This window comes from Cupriavidus sp. P-10 (assembly GCF_003402535.2).
Classification (GTDB): domain Bacteria; phylum Pseudomonadota; class Gammaproteobacteria; order Burkholderiales; family Burkholderiaceae; genus Cupriavidus.
Map to the genome: position 1 here is coordinate 2,755,708 of NZ_AP025171.1, position 15,856 is coordinate 2,771,563.

16 protein-coding genes are annotated in these 15,856 nt (G+C 67.2%); 10 read left to right on the top strand and 6 right to left on the bottom strand.

Annotated features, from left to right (window positions below; all coding sequences use genetic code 11):
• The first annotated feature begins 153 nt into the window (after nucleotides 1-153).
• Nucleotides 154-1,239 carry a non-homologous end joining protein Ku gene (gene ku / locus CTP10_RS29290; RefSeq protein WP_116319029.1) on the top strand — a complete coding sequence of 362 codons (1,086 nt, stop codon included), beginning with the start codon at nucleotides 154-156 and terminating at the stop codon, nucleotides 1,237-1,239.
• Nucleotides 1,240-1,375: 136 nt separating this feature from the next.
• On the opposite strand, the gene CTP10_RS29295 is transcribed toward ku, so the two are convergent.
• A complete protein-coding gene (locus CTP10_RS29295) occupies nucleotides 1,376-1,831 on the bottom strand; it encodes a BON domain-containing protein (protein WP_116319030.1) in 456 nt (151 codons plus the stop codon).
• Nucleotides 1,832-2,121: 290 nt separating this feature from the next.
• Complete coding sequence (locus CTP10_RS29300; RefSeq protein WP_199414566.1) at nucleotides 2,122-2,394, bottom strand: hypothetical protein; 273 nt, start codon at nucleotides 2,392-2,394, stop codon at nucleotides 2,122-2,124.
• Between the two features lie 269 nt (nucleotides 2,395-2,663).
• On the opposite strand from CTP10_RS29300, the gene CTP10_RS29305 reads away from it, so the two are divergent.
• Entirely contained in the window at nucleotides 2,664-3,623 is a 960-nt protein-coding gene (locus CTP10_RS29305; RefSeq protein ID WP_116319032.1) for an oxygenase MpaB family protein, read from the top strand.
• A 27-nt stretch (nucleotides 3,624-3,650) separates the two neighbouring features.
• On the opposite strand, the gene CTP10_RS29310 is transcribed toward CTP10_RS29305, so the two are convergent.
• Together CTP10_RS29310 and CTP10_RS29315 are read right to left on the bottom strand one after the other, a co-directional pair.
• A complete protein-coding gene (locus tag CTP10_RS29310) occupies nucleotides 3,651-5,261 on the bottom strand; it encodes an MDR family MFS transporter (RefSeq protein ID WP_442875213.1) in 1,611 nt (536 codons plus the stop codon).
• A gap of 146 nt (nucleotides 5,262-5,407) precedes the next feature.
• Nucleotides 5,408-7,459 (bottom strand): methyl-accepting chemotaxis protein, encoded by a 2,052-nt coding sequence (locus CTP10_RS29315; RefSeq protein WP_116319034.1) that lies wholly within the window; start codon nucleotides 7,457-7,459, stop codon nucleotides 5,408-5,410.
• 894 nt (nucleotides 7,460-8,353) lie between these two features.
• Here CTP10_RS29315 and CTP10_RS29320 point away from each other — a divergent pair.
• From CTP10_RS29320 to CTP10_RS29355, 8 genes are all read left to right on the top strand, one after another.
• Nucleotides 8,354-8,671, top strand: a complete 318-nt coding sequence (locus CTP10_RS29320) for an RNA chaperone Hfq (protein ID WP_116319035.1) — start codon at nucleotides 8,354-8,356, stop codon at nucleotides 8,669-8,671.
• Between the two features lie 224 nt (nucleotides 8,672-8,895).
• On the top strand, nucleotides 8,896-10,596 hold the full coding sequence (locus tag CTP10_RS29325; RefSeq protein ID WP_116319036.1) for a FliC/FljB family flagellin: 1,701 nt from the start codon (nucleotides 8,896-8,898) through the stop codon (nucleotides 10,594-10,596).
• A 268-nt stretch (nucleotides 10,597-10,864) separates the two neighbouring features.
• Nucleotides 10,865-11,083 (top strand): flagellar protein FlaG, encoded by a 219-nt coding sequence (locus CTP10_RS41300; RefSeq protein ID WP_233528095.1) that lies wholly within the window; start codon nucleotides 10,865-10,867, stop codon nucleotides 11,081-11,083.
• 52 nt (nucleotides 11,084-11,135) lie between these two features.
• Nucleotides 11,136-12,542 carry a flagellar filament capping protein FliD gene (gene fliD / locus CTP10_RS29335; protein WP_116319037.1) on the top strand — a complete coding sequence of 469 codons (1,407 nt, stop codon included), beginning with the start codon at nucleotides 11,136-11,138 and terminating at the stop codon, nucleotides 12,540-12,542.
• Nucleotides 12,543-12,560: 18 nt separating this feature from the next.
• Nucleotides 12,561-12,968 (top strand): flagellar export chaperone FliS, encoded by a 408-nt coding sequence (gene fliS, locus CTP10_RS29340; RefSeq protein WP_116319038.1) that lies wholly within the window; start codon nucleotides 12,561-12,563, stop codon nucleotides 12,966-12,968.
• 1 nt (nucleotide 12,969) lies between these two features.
• Nucleotides 12,970-13,302, top strand: coding sequence for a flagellar protein FliT (locus tag CTP10_RS29345; RefSeq protein ID WP_116319039.1), 333 nt, complete (start codon nucleotides 12,970-12,972; stop codon nucleotides 13,300-13,302).
• Between the two features lie 106 nt (nucleotides 13,303-13,408).
• Nucleotides 13,409-14,719, top strand: a complete 1,311-nt coding sequence (locus CTP10_RS29350) for a flagellar hook-length control protein FliK (protein WP_116319040.1) — start codon at nucleotides 13,409-13,411, stop codon at nucleotides 14,717-14,719.
• Entirely contained in the window at nucleotides 14,716-15,006 is a 291-nt protein-coding gene (locus CTP10_RS29355) for an EscU/YscU/HrcU family type III secretion system export apparatus switch protein (protein WP_116319041.1), read from the top strand. Before CTP10_RS29350 ends, CTP10_RS29355 begins: the two co-directional genes overlap by 4 nt.
• 117 nt (nucleotides 15,007-15,123) lie before the next feature.
• On the opposite strand, the gene fliE is transcribed toward CTP10_RS29355, so the two are convergent.
• Both fliE and CTP10_RS29365 read right to left on the bottom strand, forming a co-directional pair.
• Complete coding sequence (gene fliE / locus CTP10_RS29360) at nucleotides 15,124-15,447, bottom strand: flagellar hook-basal body complex protein FliE (protein WP_116319042.1); 324 nt, start codon at nucleotides 15,445-15,447, stop codon at nucleotides 15,124-15,126.
• 182 nt (nucleotides 15,448-15,629) lie between these two features.
• Complete coding sequence (locus tag CTP10_RS29365) at nucleotides 15,630-15,809, bottom strand: hypothetical protein (protein WP_147316205.1); 180 nt, start codon at nucleotides 15,807-15,809, stop codon at nucleotides 15,630-15,632.
• Between the last annotated feature and the right edge of the window lie 47 nt (nucleotides 15,810-15,856).

The window sequence follows — 15,856 nt, forward strand, 5'->3', positions numbered from 1 at the left end:
GCATACCACGCCCGACCCCGAACTGCCCCCGCGAGAGCCGGAAATCCCGCCGCCCGAGCCGCCGCCGGGCCCGCCTGAACCGGTCTCCGACCCGCCACCGGGCGACCAGCCGCCACCGCCGCCGCAACGCGCGCGCGGCAAAGGAGCCGTTACGTGTCCCGCATCATCTGGAAAGGCGCCATTACCTTTGGCCTCGTCAATATCCCGGTAGTCCTGCGGCCCGCATCGCGCAGCCAGACCCTGGACCTGGACCTGCTGGACGCGCGCGACATGGCACCGGTGGGCTACCAGCGCATCAACAAGAGCACCGGCAAGCCGGTCGACAAGGAGCACATCGTCAAGGGCTATCAATACGCCAAGGACGAGTACGTGCTGCTGAACGACGAGGATTTCCGCCAGGCCAATGTCGAGGCGACGCAGACGGTCGACATCGTCAGCTTCGTCGACGCGCAGAGCATTCCGCCCTACTACTTCGACACGCCCTATTACCTTGAGCCCGACAAGCGCGGCGATCGCGGCTATGCGCTGCTGCATGCGACCATGCGGCGCACCGGCCGCGCCGCGCTCGCGCTGGTGGTGTTGCGCAACCGCCAGCACCTGGCGGCGATGCTTGTGCACGACAACGCGCTGGTGCTCAATACCATGCGCTTCGCCGACGAGGTGCTGCCGATCTCCGACCTGCGCCTGCCGAAGGCGTCAAGCGCCAAGGGCACCGGCGCCCATGCGCGCGAGATCGAGATGGCAACCAAGCTGGTCAAGGACATGACCGAGGACTGGAAGCCGGAGCAGTACCGCGACACCTATCGCGATGACATGATGGCGCGCATCGACGAGAAAGTGGAGTCCGGCAAGACCCACCAGCTGACCCAGCCAACCGAGGACGAAGAGGCGCCGCGCCGCAGCGCCAAGGTCATCGACATGGTGGCGCTGCTGCGCAAGAGCCTGGGCGAGCGCGGCAAGGGCGACGAGGGCAAGGGCCGTAGCCGCGCGAAGGCGGCAGAGGAATCCGAATCGGCGGAGGAAGCCGACGACGACAGCGCCAGCGAAAGGCCGGGCCGGCGCAAGACGCCTGCGCGCCATACCGCGGCGAACAAGGCGACCCAGAAGGCGGCAAAGAAGGCAACGGCTAAGCGGACCACGGCCAAGCATGCGCCGGCCAAGTCGCATGCGAAGTCGCCTGCCAAATCACATACCGTGGCACGCAAGAGCGCCGGCTCGACACGCCGCAAGGCGGCCTGATCAGCACTGCATGACTGGGAATTCGGCTGGAAAACCGCGGCTGGAAAACCGCGGCTGGAAAAGCGGCCGGTGGCGCCGGTCTCCTGCGGCCCGCAGAAGCAGGGGCACAGGAGACCGGCGCGCCGGCCGCGCGCCCTCAGCGCGTCGAAACCTTCAGGTTGTCGTTCACCGAGGCCACCCCCTCGACACTGCGGATCGCATCCAGCGCGAGGTCATGCTGTTGCTGGCTTGGCACCGTGCCGCCCACCTCGACCGTGCCGTTCTTCGTCTTGACGTGGATACCGGTCGACTTGAGATCCTTGGTGGTCAGCAGCTTGGTCTTGATCTTGGTGGTGATGGCGCCATCCTCGACCGCCTGCTTGGCCTTGTCGGCGCCCTTATCGGCATTCATGTCGGCGCTGGTGCCGCGATCGGCGTCAGGGCGGCCCGGCATGCCGGGCGCGGAATTCACCGGCGCCACCGGCATATTGTCGGCCGCGACGAACACCAGGCCGCTCTTGTCGAGGGCCTGCGCGCTGCCGGCAGCCGCCGCCAGCGCCGCGGCCACGCAGGCCAGCTTGAGGCTGCGCGCGGAGTATCGGGTAGATCGCATGGCTGTGTCTCCTGGTCAGGGCCAGCGCGTTCTCCGCGATGCGCTGCCTGGCAGCGCGGGACCACTGGCATCTGTCAGTCCGCAAACTCCGTACCCGCGTGTTCGCCAAACGCCACGCCGGTCGCGCGGCGGCATGGGCGTGTAAATCGGAGCGCCTGTTGTAAAAGCGGGCACCTGCGCCGGGTGCAGCATGCGGCAGCGCCCGCCACGGCAAGCCGGTTGCCGACGCTGGCGCGGTTGGCATGGCGATTGCGATACCGGGAATGCGGCAGTCCGCCGCGTCAAGGAGACTAGCAATGGGACAGCAGCAACAGCCGGGTCAATCGCAGTCGGGCCAAAAGCAGCAGGACAAGCAGCAGGAACAGCAATCTGGCCAACGCGGCGGCCAACAATCCGACATGGAAAAACAACAAGGCGGTGGTCAAATGGGTAACCAGGACCGCGGCCAAGGCCAGCAGCAACAACAGGATCGCGGCAGCTCGCAACCGGGCCAGCAAAGCGGTCAACGCAGTGGCCAACAAGGCGGCCAGGGTGGCCAACAAGGTGGTCAGGGCGGCCAGCAAGGCGGACAACGCCAGCAATAACTTCAGTCGTCAGCTCGCCTGCTGACATAGAGGCAGCTATCCGGGTATGTGCGGCAGCAACATGCGGTGCGGCCGCAGGGGCATACGCCGGAACTTGATCGGCCGGATCTCCCGCACGGGAGCTCCGGCCCTTTTTCTGCGGACTTTTTCTGCGGAGCTTGCCGGTGCCACCGCGGCCGCGCGCTTGCGCGGCTTACCGTGTATGCTGGCCGTGACGTCTTCCTGCTTGCCTTGCCTGCTACACGGTCTTGTCCAGCCACACCGATCCCGCCGTCTCCCGCCACGCCCCGCGTGAATCCCGCTCGCCAGGACCGGTGGCCAAGGTGCGCGCGCATGCCGGCGCGCACGTGCGCGCGCTGACGCGCAGCAATTCCGGCCTCTCCCTCGACTATGACAACCCGCCCGGCGACCCCGGCCTGTTCGGCCCCGACGCCGTCTGCTGGCGCGTGCATGCGGACTTCCCGGCGATGCTCGCCGGCGGCGTCAGCGCGCTGCTGCTGCAGGCGCTGCATCCGCTGGCGCTGGCCGGCGTGTGGGACCATTCCAGCTTCCGCACCGACATGCAGGGCCGGCTCGGCCGCACCGCGCAGTTCATCGCCGGCACCACCTACGGCAGCCACGACGACGCCATGGCGCTGATCGCGCGCGTGCGGCGCATCCATGCCGGCGTCACCGGCGTGGCGCCGGACGGGCGGCCCTATGCGGCGACGGATCCGGCGCTGCTGACGTGGGTGCATGTGGCCGAGGTGTCGAGCTTCATGGCGGGCTACCTGCGCTACGTCGGGCCGCTGGGCGAGGCCGAGCAGGACCGCTATTACGACGAGGTCGCGCGCATTGCGCTATTGCTCGGCGCGGCCGACGTACCGCGCTCGCGCGCGGCGGTGGCTGCCTACCTGGAAGCGATGCGGCCCCAGCTGCAGGCCAGCGAGCGCACCCGTGAAGTGGTGCGGCTGGTGCGCAAGATGCCGGTGGCAAATCCCATGCTGCAGCCGGCGGTGCGGATCATGGCCGATGCCGGCATAGCCTTGCTGCCACCGTGGGCGCGGCAGCAGCTCGACCTCGACGGGCTTTCGCTGAGGCGTTCCGCCACGCGGGCCGGCATGCGCGTACTTGCCCCGGCGTTGCGCTGGGCGCTGGGCGCGGGGCTGGCCGCGCGCGCGCGGCGGCGCGTGGCGCGCGGCCCCGATGTCGGCGAAGCTGCGGGCTAAGAGATTACAGCGCTGCCTTCATTTCGTTCACTCTGCGGTCGCTGCCACGCTGCCGGTGCTGCCGCGCAGCACCTTCTCCGGCAGCCGCGCCACCAGGAACGGCGCCAGCAGCGAGACCCCCGCGCTCATCAGGAACAGCAGCCGGAAGGCGTGCTCGGCGCCCTGGCGCACCGCCGCGGCATCACCGCCGTCCTGCGTGCCCGCCATGACGCGCTGGAACAAGTGCATCAGCACGTCTTCGCCGCCGCCCAGGTCGCTGACCGTCATGCCGCCATGCCGCAGCAGCGCGATCAGCACCGTGGTCAGCACCGCCACGCCGACCGCGCCGCCGAGCATGCGCGAGAACGCCGTCAGCGCAGTGGCGACCCCAACGTGCTGCAGCGGCACGGCGTTCTGCGTTGCCACCAGCCCGCTGGGCAGCTGCAGGCCAATTGCAAACCCGAGCACCACCATCACCAGTGCGCACAGCCAGACCGCGCGCGGATCGACAAACGCCAGCGCCACGATTGCCAGCGGCGCCACCAGCGCACCGGCCATCTGCAGCGGCTTGTAGCGCCCGCTCCACGACATCAGCCGGCCCGCCGCGAACGCGCCGAACGGGATCGCCAGCGTCAGCGGCACCAGCCGCAACGCGGCCGCATCGGCCTGCGCGCCACCCACCACCTGGAAGCGCAGCGGCAGCAGCACCGACATGGCGATCAGCTGGAAGAAGCACAGGAACAGCGTGATGCAGCAGATCGCCACGGTGGGCACGCGCAGCATCGCCAGCGGGATCACGGGATCGGCCGCGCGGCGCTCCTGCCAGATGAAGAGCGCCAGGCACGCGAGGCCTGCCACCAGCATCCCCAGCGTATCGGGCCGCGACGGCGACTGACCCTGCCCTAGGCGCGTCAGGAACACCAGCACGCCGCTCAGCCCCGCGCCAAACAGCAGCGCGCCCAGGTAGTCGATGCGATGGCGGCGCCCGCCCGCGGGCAGGTGGCGCAGCGCGCGCCGCACGGTGACCAGCGCCAGCAGCGCCAGCGGCAGGTTGATCCAGAAAATCCAGCGCCATGACAGGAAGTGCGCCAGGTAGCCGCCGATCACCGGGCCGGCCATGCTGGCCACCGCCCACACGCCGCTGACATAACCCTGGTAGCGGCCGCGCTCGCGCAGCGGCACCACGTCGGCGATAGTCGCCTGCGACACCGACAGCAGCCCGCCGCCGCCCAGGCCCTGCAGGATGCGCGCAAGGATCAGCTGCGGCATCGTCTGCGCCAGCGCACAGGCGGCAGAAGCCAGCAGGAACAGCACGATGGCGAAGGACAGCACGGAGCGCCGGCCGAGCAGGTCGGAGAGCTTGCCGTAGATCGGCGTGGTGACGGTCGAAGCCACCAGGTAGGCGGAGATCACCCACGCCATGTTGTCGAAGCCGTTGAGCTGCAGCGCGATCTCGGGCAGCACCGCGGCGACGATCGACTGCTCCAGCGCGCCCAGCAGGATCGCCAGCATCAGCCCGAAGATCACCTGCATGACGGGCACCGGAGGTGTGGGCGCGCCGGTGTTGTGCTGGCCGGTGGGTGGGGTCGTCGAGGCAGGGGCGCCAGCGGCAGGAGCAGCGGCCGCGTGCGAAGGCGGCTGGGAGGGAACGGCGGTCATGGGCACCTGCGGCGGCAGAATCGCGGCAAGGCGGCGGCGGCGCCGCGCGGTGACCGGTCCTGCTCTTGTTGCGGAGTCAAGGAGAGCGGCTATTGTAGGCGCTTCCCGCCGCCGGTGCTTGCCGTGCCCGGGCGCGCCGGCTCGGCTCAGAACGTCTCCCAGTCGCCGCCATCGGCCATGGCCGGCTGCGCTGCGCGGCGTGTCGCGGCCGGCAGCACTGGCTCCTGGCGGCGGTGGGTGACGGCCGGGCGCGCGCGGGTCGTCACGGCCGGTGTGCGTGCCGGCAGCACCGACTTCTGCGGCTTGCGCTCGATCGGGGCGCGCACCGCCGCGGGCACCGCGGGCTGGCGCGGGGCCGCGGCAGGGGCGCGGGGTGGGCGCGGCAGGGTGGGTGCGGCGGTGGGCTTGAGGGCAGGCGCGGTGCTGGCGGATCCGTTGGCGGGCGCCGTGGCGCGCGCCGGTTCGGCTTGCCGCTTCGCAGTGGCCCTGGCGCGTGGGGCAATGGGGGTAGCGGAGGCAGTGGGCGTGGCACGGGGTGCACGCGGTGCCAACCGGGCGGCCGGCGCGGCCGGCGCGAGTGCGGCGGGCATCACGGCCTTAGTAGCCGCCTCAGTAGCCGGCTTAGTAGCCGGCGCCGCCTGTGCCTCCACTTCGAACCGCCCCACTTCCGATACCAGCCCGTCGGCCTGGTGCAGCAGGCTCTGCGCCGCCGCGGCGGCCTGCTCGACCAGTGCCGCGTTCTGCTGCGTCACGCCTTCCATCTGTGTCACCGCCAGGCTGACCTGCTCGATACCGATGGTCTGCTCGGTGCTGGCCGCCGAGATCTCGCCGATGATATGCGTCACGCGCCCGACGGCGCCGACGATATCGTCCATGGTGCGGCCGGCCTGCTCGGCCTGGCGCGCCCCTTCCTGCACCTGTTGCACAGAACCGCCGATCAGTCCGGCAATCTCCTTGGCGGCCGCCGAGGAACGCTGCGCCAGGCTGCGCACCTCCGCCGCCACCACGGCGAAGCCGCGCCCCTGCTCGCCCGCGCGCGCCGCTTCCACCGCGGCGTTGAGCGCCAGGATATTGGTCTGGAAGGCAATGCTTTCGATCACTCCGGTGATCTCGGCCACCTGCGATGAGGAGCGGGAGATGGTCTCCATGGTCTGCACCATCTCGCGCACGGCACGGCCGCCCTCGGAAGCGACCTCCGAGGCATTGAGCGCCAGCTGGCTGGCCTGACGCGCGTTGTCGGCGTTCTGGCGCACGGTCGAGGTCAGTTGCTCCATCGACGCCGCGGTCTGCTGCAGCGACGCCGCCTGCTGGCCGGTGCGCACCGACAGGTCGGCATTGCCGCGCGAGATCTCGCGCGTGGCGCCCTCGATCGAGCCCGAGGCGCGCTGGATCCCCTGCACCAGGCCCGACAGGTGGCGGAAGGCGCGTTCCAGCGCGGCGAGCATGCGGCCGGTCTCGTCGCGGCTACGCACCGCCACGCGGTAACGCAGGTTGCCCGTAGCCAGCGCCTCGGCGGCCCGCAGCGCCTGCCGCACCGGGCGCGTCACCGAACGCGTAATCGTCAGCCCCAGCAACGCTGCCAGCGCCACCGCGGCGGCCGCCATGCCCAGCAGCACGTTGCGGGCCCAGGCGTAGCGCGCGTCCGATTCCTTGACCGCCGAGACTGCGCCGGCCCGCCCCATCGCCACGATGCCATCGAGCTGCTCGAAATACGGCCCCTGCGCCGCCGGCAGCGTCACCACCAGCGCCGCCCGCGCCCCGGCAAATTCACCGGCGCCGACCTGCCGCAGCACCATGTCGAGCTGGCCGTCATACGCATGCCGCGCCGCCTCCAGCTCGGCAAAGCGCTTCTGCAGGTCCGGTCGGCGGGAAGCCTCCATCACCTTGCCCATTGCCGCCAGCGTTTCCTGCATCGACTTGCGCAGCGCCTGGATGCGCCCGGCATTCTGCGCCGCCATGGCGGGGTCTTCGGTCAGCGTGGCGTCGCGCACCATGATGCCGACCTCCTGCGCGTCTTCCTTGACCCGGTTCAGGTCCAGCACCTTCAGCAGGCGGCCCTCCACGGTCATGCGCATCGCCTCGTTCATGCCGCCCAGGGCATAGACGCCCGACAAGGCGATGCCCACCAGCAGCACCACCACCACCGAAAAGGCCAGGGACAGCCGGACCCCGATGCCAATGTTGCGAAACCATGCCATCACTACGCTCCCTTCTGAACCGAAGAACTGAATGTTTTGTGTCCGTACGAGCGCGGTCCTGCCGGGGCCGGACGACGGCAATACGGCAGCGCAGTCGCCCTATCGGCGGTCAGCGCACAGTTCTTGAAGGGAAATGAGAATTAGAGGCAAAAACCCACGCAATTCGGTGGATTGCCTGTCCGCAAGGTGGCTTTTAATCACGCTGGGCATCCCGAACGGTCGGTTAATTCATCGACCACAGCGCCACAGAGCGCGACCCAAATGACGTAGGCACCAAAAAAAGAAGCCCACGCGCGGGGTGCTCGTAGGCTTTCCAGGACTACAAGAGCTCGAAACCAAGCTCTTGCCAAGAATATAAACGCGCTTACATGAGGTGTAAATCCCGCTTCTATCAGGGAAATCCCTTATGCCGTTATGAGCTTTTTCGGGCACTTTTGATGTTTTTGGCCCTGACGTCACTTCGGGGCGAATTTTTTGTTTTCTTCAGTTTTCCTCCAGCCCCGGCCCCGTCAGGGCTGGCGGACCGGCCGGTACAAGGCCATTGTGCAGTCGCACAAAGTTGCTACAATACCACAGCACCGAGCGCAACAAATTTTGTAGAGCAAAGGCTCTAGGCCCAGCGCGGCACTCTGCCCGTCAACTCTTGTAAAACTTTGTTACTCTCGGCGCTGAAGTATTCCCCTTCTCTTCTGGCAGCGCCCACCGCCGGCATGTGCGCGACGCCCGGGGGCCCGAGCGCGAGGCCAACCGGCGCCGCAGCGCTGACGACCCGACCCGAGGCCGGTTCCGAGAGCGGAAGTTTCCCCTGCCGCCCTGGCCGCGCCGCCCACACAGCCGCCTGCCAACGGACCGTCATCAGCCGCCAGAACCCTTGCGGGCTCTTCCGGAGTCGTTGTGAAGAAGAAGGAAATCCGGCCCAAGCACCCCAGCCGAAAAGAACTGCAGATCCAGCACCTCGCCGTCCATTCCGCCAGCCGCGCGCCGGTGGTCGTCCATCTGTCCAACGGCACCCGGCTGCAGGGAATCGTGCTGGCGGCGGACAGCTACATGGTGCTGCTCGGACGGCGGCTGGACGATCCGCAGCCCACGCTCGTCTACAAGCAGGCGATTTGCCTGGTGACGCCGCTGGACACGCCGGTGGTCGGGATCGACCCGGCGATCGCGGCGGAATTCGTGCCTATCTATATGCCGCGGACGCGCAAGCGGCGCTGAAGCGGACATCGCAACGCCACACTCCCGGAGCCTTCTGGCAGGCCGACGCACGCCCGTCCGCCCCCGGCGATACCCCCTGAAACTCTTGCAGAGATCACTCTAAACCTTTGCCGGGGACGGTCGATAACCCTTGCAACGGAGGCACTCTACGCCCTGCAAAGCAGGCAGCCAACGTTACGGCTAGCAGCCGGAATGCCAAAAAACTTTGCAAATAGGAGTCGTAAATGGCGCAAGTCATTAACACCAATTCGTTGTCTCTGATGACTCAGAACAACATGAACGCTTCGCAATCGTCGCTGAACACGGCGATCCAGCGTCTGTCGTCGGGCCTGCGCATCAACAGCGCCAAGGACGACGCAGCTGGCCAGGCGATTGCCAACCGCTTCACTGCGAACATCAAGGGCCTGACGCAAGCGACCCGCAACGCCAACGACGGCATCTCGATCGCGCAGACGACCGAAGGCGCCCTGACCGAAGTCAACAACAACCTGCAGCGCGTCCGCGAACTGTCGGTGCAAGCTGCCAACGGCACGAACTCGGCCAGCGACCTGGATTCGATCCAGGCTGAAATCACCCAGCGCCTGGACGAAATCAACCGCGTGTCGGAACAGACCCAGTTCAACGGCGTGAAGGTGCTGTCGGCTAACGCGGGCAAGCTGACGATCCAGGTGGGTGCCAACGACGGCCAGACCATCGACATCGATCTGAAGGAAATCAGCGCCAAGACCCTGGGCCTGGATGGCTTCAACGTCAACGGCAAGGGCACGACCCAGAACAAGACGGCCACCGTCACCGACCTGCAGGCCGCAGGCGGCACGCTCGTCGGCGGCAACTACCGAGTCACGACGACGCAGGACACCCTGTCGGTCGACGGTGCACTCGCCGAGATGAAGGATGGCAATACTGTCGCGGTGACCGCTGGCGCTGGTGCCGGCACTTATACTTACGACGCCGCATCGGGCAATTTTTCGATCACCCGCACTGTTGCTACGGCCGCCGTCGGCGCCTTCTTCACGGCTCCAAACGCCGGCTCGACCTCGCTGCCGCCGGCAGGCAGTACCTACAACGGCACGTACACCAACCAGGCGGGCAATTCCACGCAGTTCGAACTCGATTCCACCGGAAAGATCACGATCGGTGGCCAGGCAGCGTACGCCCTCAATGGCAACCTGACGACCAACAACGCCGGCGGCGCCGTGGCGGCCACGGCACAGGTCCTGTTCAACCAGGCTGACGCGAGCGCCACCGCTTCGTCGGTGACCTACAACGGCACGACTTACAACTTTGGCGGCGGCGCCACTGGCTTCACGTACAAGGATTCTGTGTCGAAGGACGTGGTCGCCACGGCCATCACGGCTGCGGCATCGACGGGCACCACGGTGAACGTTGGCTCCGGCATCTACGCCTCGACCATCACCTTCGCTGGCGGCGGCGCGACAGTCTCGAACAACACCTGGGTCGATTCCGACGGCGAACTGACGAAATCCAGCGCCAGCTACACCACGGACTACGCGGTGAATGCGGTGAATGGCGAGGTGACTGTCGCTGCCGGTACCGGCACGGGCAAGTACGCTCCGAAGATTGGTTCGACCGTCTACGTGAACTCTGCCGGTGACCTGACGACCAGCACGACCAGCAAGGGTGACAAGACCGAAGATCCCCTGGCTGCCGTCGACGCTGCGCTCAAGAGCGTCGACGCACTGCGCGGCGCACTCGGCGCGGTCCAGAACCGCTTCGATTCGACCATCGCCAACCTCGGCACCACCATCACCAACCTTTCGTCCTCGCGCTCGCGCATCCAAGACGCCGACTACGCGGTGGAAGTGTCGAACATGACCCGTGCGAACATCCTGCAGCAAGCCGGTACCTCGGTGCTGGCCCAGGCCAACCAGACCACGCAGGGCGTGCTGTCGCTGCTGCGCTAATCGCCGCCGCGCAAGGCATCAAAGGCTGGACCGCAAGGCCCGGCCTTTTTGCCGGGAGTGTTTTGCAGGCAGGCTACTGCCTGCAAAGCGTTTCCAGCCCACCGACAGCACGCCCATCCGGACGGAGCAGACCATAGCCCCTCCCTCGACAGTCACCCCTAGCGCCCAGCGACTGCCGCCCGCAGTCGCGACGCGCACGGCCGGCCAGTTGTCCCGGCAGGAAGGCGCCGCCACAGCGGCTGCAGCGCCAGACGACACACTGACATCGGTGGAAACGAGCGCCGCCATCGGCGAACTGGTCGACGCGCTCAGGACTACATCGATCGGCCTGCGCTTCGACATTGACGAGACCACGCACCGCGTAGTCACCAAGGTGATCGACAAGGAAACCGGCGAGCTGATCCGCCAGATGCCTACGGAAGAGGTGCTGCGCATCGCCCGCGCCATCGACAAGCTGCAGGGGCTGTTCGTCAGCCAGGCGGCCTGACGCAAACCATGGCAGCGCAATGAACAACAGTTGAAGAAGAGGCACGACAAGCATGGCAACGATCTCCTCCATCGGCATTGGCTCCAATCTGGAACTCAGTACCCTGCTGGACCAGCTCAAGACGGCCGAGCAGGCACCGCTGACCGCAATCGACAACCAGGCCAAGAGCTACCAGACCAAGCTGTCGGCCTATAGCCAGGTGCAGAGCGTGCTGGCCGCCTACCAGACGGCAGCCAAGAAGCTGTCCGAGGCTGCCACCTTCGGCGCGGTCAAGGCCAGCGTGGGCTCGACCGACGTGATGTCGGTGACAACCGCCGCCAACGCGGTGCCGGGCAACTACAGCATTACTGTCAACACGCTGGCCACCGCGCAATCCCTGGTGAGCGGCAATGTCGCCGACCAGAAGGCCGCCATCGGCGGGGGCGAGATCACGTTCGACTTTGGCAAGGCACTGGCCACGGGCGGCGCCGCCACGAGCACCAAGAAGGTCACCATCCCGGCTGGCGCCTCGCTGGAAGGCGTACGTGATGCGATCAACAAGGCCGGCATCGGCGTGACGGCGAGCATCGTCAACGACGGCAGCGCCAGCCCCTACCGCCTGGTACTGACCTCGGACAAGGCCGGCACGGAAGCCACCATGCGCGTGTCGTCGACGGATGCGGCCCTGAACAACGTGGTCGCTTTCGACCCCGCGGCCGCGCCCGCTGCCAACAAGATGGAGCAGAAGGTTCCCCCGGCCAATGCCACGCTGACGATCAACGGCATCAACGTGGTCAGCCAGAGCAACTCGGTGGTGGATGCCGCACAGGGCGTGACCATGAACCTGAGCAAGACCGGCACCACGTCGCTGGTCGTCACGCGCGACAACGACGCGATCAAGGCCTCGGTCCTGGCCTTCGTCACCGCGTACAACAATATCCAGAGCGCCGCCAAGTCACTGACGGCCTTTGATACCGACGCAGGCACCTCGGCCGCGCTGACGGGCGATGGCACCTTGCGGTCGATCCAGTCAAGCCTGCGTTCGATGCTGGGCGGCGCGATGGACGACGGCAAAGGTGGCTCCATCACCCTGATCGATATCGGCATCGCGTTCAACAAGGACGGCACGATGGCGCTCGACAGCACCAAGCTGACCAAAGCGCTGAACGACAATCTTGGCGGTGTCACGGCAATGTTCTCCAGTACAACGGGCAACGGAGGCATCGGCAAGCAGGTCAATGACTACGTGGATGGCCTGACCAAGACCAACGGCGCGCTAAAGACTGCCCAGGACGGTATCACCAAGACGCTGAAGGACCTGGAAGACGACTATGACCGCGTGCAGGATCGCGTCAATGCCACCATCGATCGATACAAGGCCCAATTCACGCAACTGGACATGGTGGTCGCACAAATGAACCGCACCAGCAGCTATCTGACCCAGCAGTTCGATGCCCTCAAAGCACAGACCAGCAAGTAATCACTAAGGAACCTTGCCATGTTCGCCCGCCAAGCCATCAACGCCTACGCCCAGGTGGGCGTCCAGACCGGCGCCATGAGCGCCAGCCCGCACAAGCTCATCACGATGCTGTATGACGGCGCCCGCGCCGCCATCGCGCGGGCAAAGTTTCACCTGGAAGGCGGCAACATTGCCGAACGCGGCAACGCCATCTCCAAAGCGATCGACATCATTGACAATGGCCTGCGCGCCGTGCTGGACCACGACGCGGGCGGTGAAATCTCCGCCAACCTCGAGTCCCTGTATGAGTATATGGTGCGCCGCCTGATGCTGGCCAACCTGCGCAGCGACGCGGCCCTGCTGGCCGAGGTCGATACGCTGCTAGAAAGCCTGGCTTCGGCGTGGGTGCAGATCGACGAGCCGCAGCCTGCCTTACAGGACAACTGAAATGGCACCCTTCTCCTCCATCGTCACCTGCTACGAAGCCATCCTGGCCCTGTCGTCCCGCATGCATGACGCCGCCCAGGCCGCCGACTGGGACACCGTCACCGAGCTGCAGCGCAGCTACCTGGAACAGGTCGAACACCTTCGCCAGCTCGACCACGAAGCCCCGTTCTCCGATGCCGAGCGCATGCGCCGCTACCAGCTGCTGGACCGCATCCTCACGTACGATGCCCGCATCCGCGACCTGGCCATGCCGCAGCTGAAGAAGCTCGGCGACATGCTGACCAGTTCGCGCCGGCAGGTAGAGCTTGCGTCGGCGTACGGCGCAATGGCCTGAGCGGCAGCCAGACAGATACCGCGCGCCGCCACCGGCGCGCGCCCTCGCCTGACCACACACACGCACGGCCGTGCGCCGTGCCGCCTTTTCCACTAATTCCTGAAAAATGACCGGCATCCACCTGCCACCAGGCCTGGCTCCCGGTCAGGCCCCGGACCCGCAACTGCTGCGCCCCACGCTGGCGATCGACAAGCTCGCCGCGCTTCAGCCCGTGCTCGAGGCTACCGAATCGAGCGTTCAGAATTCCACCGGCCAGGCGATCCGTAACAGCCAGCAGGCCGCTGGCGCGAATGGTCTGCTAGCCCAGGCGGCGCTGCTGCCGGGCACATCGACGCGTGAATCGCTGAGCAGCGCGGCACGCGCGATCCTGGCTGTGATGGAAGGTGCGGAGCCGCAGCCGGTCAAACCCGGCTCGCCCTTGTTGCCGATGCCCCCGGGTGCGGGATCGATGCAGGCTGCCGCTGCAGCGCTTTCCAATGCGGTACGCCAGAGCGGACTGTTCTATGAGTCGCACCTCGCGCAGTGGGTCGGCGGGGCTCGTTCGTTGTCGACGATCCTGCAGGAACCGCAGGCTGCGGTGGCACGCCCGGCGCTGCCGCCCTCGCCAGGGCAACCGGCTGGGGCGCAGGGCGCTGCTTCGGCCATGCTCACCTACAGCGGACCTGCGGGCGGCGACGTGCCGCGCCTGAGCACGCCGCCACTGCTGCCGGCCTCGCAGGTGCTGGCCGAAGCGCTGGCCTCTCCGCGCAATCCGCGCGTGGCGCACAGCCATGCACCGTCCGAGCAGGGTGTACGCCAGGGCACGGGCTCCACCGCGGTGTACAGCCGCGATGCCGACAGTCCGCCGCTTCGCCCCTCCACCGCAATGCTGGCGACACAGGCCTACCAGGCCACCGCGGACGCCGCGCGGCCACCCGTTGCAGAGCCGATGGCATCGCAAGCGCGCGCCGCCGATGTCGGCAGTGGTAACGACAGCGTCGCCGCCGAAGCCGGCCGGCAAGCCGCGTCTGCCGGGCCCGCGATTCATCCGGCGACCGAAGGCGTGGTCCGCCAGCAGCTCGAACTGCTCGCCACGCAGCAGTTCCGCTTTGCCGGCGAAGCGTGGCCTGGCGCAGCGATGGAGTGGGACATCCAGCGTACGGACCCCGAGGCGAATGGCCACGGCCCCGACGACGCGAGCCGGCCATGGTCAAGCCGGATCCGCTTGCAGTTGCCCAGTCTTGGTACCGTGGAAGCCCTGCTGACGCTCGGCCCGTCCGGACTGGAGGCGCGTGTCGCCACCGGCGAGACCGATATCGCCGCGCGCCTGATCGCCGCACGGCCGCTGCTGCGCAACCGCCTGGAAGCCCAGGGAATCCCGCTGCAGCGGCTCAATATCCAGACCCAGGACGACCTGGCTGCAGGAGCCGCGTCATGAGCGAAAGCGCGGCAGACCGCGGCGCGGCCATCGCGCTCAGCTACCAGCACAACAACCAGGCGCCGCGCGTGGTTGCCAAGGGCTATGGCGTGGTGGCCGAGGCCATCATCGCGCGCGCCAAGGAAGCGGGTGTCTATATCCACGACTCGCCCACGCTGGTCAACCTGCTGATGCAGGTGGACCTGGACAGCCAGATCCCGCCGCAGCTGTACGTGGCGGTGGCCGAACTGCTGGCGTGGATCTACCACCTGGAATCGGGCATGGACATCGCCGAGGCGCAGGCCTGAGCCTCTGCTTAAGCTGGCCCAGGCAGGCCTTGACGCATCCCTGAAGGCAAAGAGCCCCTGGCACGCGCACGCTTCCAGGGGCTCTTTGCTCTGTGTGCGGCAATCCTGCCGCGCCAATCAGATCGGCATGCTCATCATTTCCTGATACGCCTGCACCAGCCGGTTCCGCACCTGCACCCCGGTCTGGAACGAGATATTGGCCTTCTGCAGGTCGATCATCACATCATTGAGCGCCACCCCCGGCTTGCCCAGCTCGAAGGCCTCGGCCTGGCCATAGGCGCGCTCCTGCGCCGCATTGATCTTGCCGAGCGAGCGCTGCAGCTCGCGGGCGAAGCCGCCGCCGGCAACCGGTGCCGACTGGGTGGCGCTGTTGCCCGAGGCAACCTGTGACAGGCCGCGCAACTGCTGCAGCATGGACTCGATGGAAGAGATAGTGGTCATGGCGTCGTCATGGGCCGGCCGGCGGCCGGGTCAGTCGATGGCGCGTCCCGTCAATCACATTCATGCCGGCGAGGCAGACGGGTCGCACCGATTTTCAGCGGTTTGCAGAGTACCCGCCGCCACGCACGCGCCATGGCCTGAAATCGGGCGAAAAACCGGGTCTGTTTGCGGGATTGTCCCACTCAAGTCTGGCCGATCATTGCCACCGTGCCGGAGAAGCGCGGGCAGCCGCCCAGCGTCGCTTTCCGGCCCTTGCCAGACCAACCATCGATCCGGGAGTACGCGTGTTTTCTCTGCAGCGTAATGTGAGCCGCGCCGTCAGCCGCGCCATGGGCCGTGCCGACGACCATGGCCGTCATCATCGCCCGAGCCGTCGCGAGCATCGCGGCGCCGGCGCAGGAGCACGCGC

What these genes read in the sequence shown, in the direction of transcription:
- CTP10_RS29295 (WP_116319030.1), bottom strand. Translation starts at nt 1,831, where the DNA reads ATGCGATCTACCCGATACTCCGCGCGCAGCCTCAAGCTGGCCTGCGTG.
- CTP10_RS29310 (WP_442875213.1), bottom strand. Translation starts at nt 5,261, where the DNA reads ATGACCGCCGTTCCCTCCCAGCCGCCTTCGCACGCGGCCGCTGCTCCT.
- CTP10_RS29315 (WP_116319034.1), bottom strand. Translation starts at nt 7,459, where the DNA reads ATGGCATGGTTTCGCAACATTGGCATCGGGGTCCGGCTGTCCCTGGCC.
- CTP10_RS29325 (WP_116319036.1), top strand. Translation starts at nt 8,896, where the DNA reads ATGGCGCAAGTCATTAACACCAATTCGTTGTCTCTGATGACTCAGAAC.
- fliD (WP_116319037.1), top strand. Translation starts at nt 11,136, where the DNA reads ATGGCAACGATCTCCTCCATCGGCATTGGCTCCAATCTGGAACTCAGT.
- fliS (WP_116319038.1), top strand. Translation starts at nt 12,561, where the DNA reads ATGTTCGCCCGCCAAGCCATCAACGCCTACGCCCAGGTGGGCGTCCAG.
- CTP10_RS29345 (WP_116319039.1), top strand. Translation starts at nt 12,970, where the DNA reads ATGGCACCCTTCTCCTCCATCGTCACCTGCTACGAAGCCATCCTGGCC.
- CTP10_RS29350 (WP_116319040.1), top strand. Translation starts at nt 13,409, where the DNA reads ATGACCGGCATCCACCTGCCACCAGGCCTGGCTCCCGGTCAGGCCCCG.
- CTP10_RS29355 (WP_116319041.1), top strand. Translation starts at nt 14,716, where the DNA reads ATGAGCGAAAGCGCGGCAGACCGCGGCGCGGCCATCGCGCTCAGCTAC.
- fliE (WP_116319042.1), bottom strand. Translation starts at nt 15,447, where the DNA reads ATGACCACTATCTCTTCCATCGAGTCCATGCTGCAGCAGTTGCGCGGC.
- CTP10_RS29365 (WP_147316205.1), bottom strand. Translation starts at nt 15,809, where the DNA reads ATGATGACGGCCATGGTCGTCGGCACGGCCCATGGCGCGGCTGACGGC.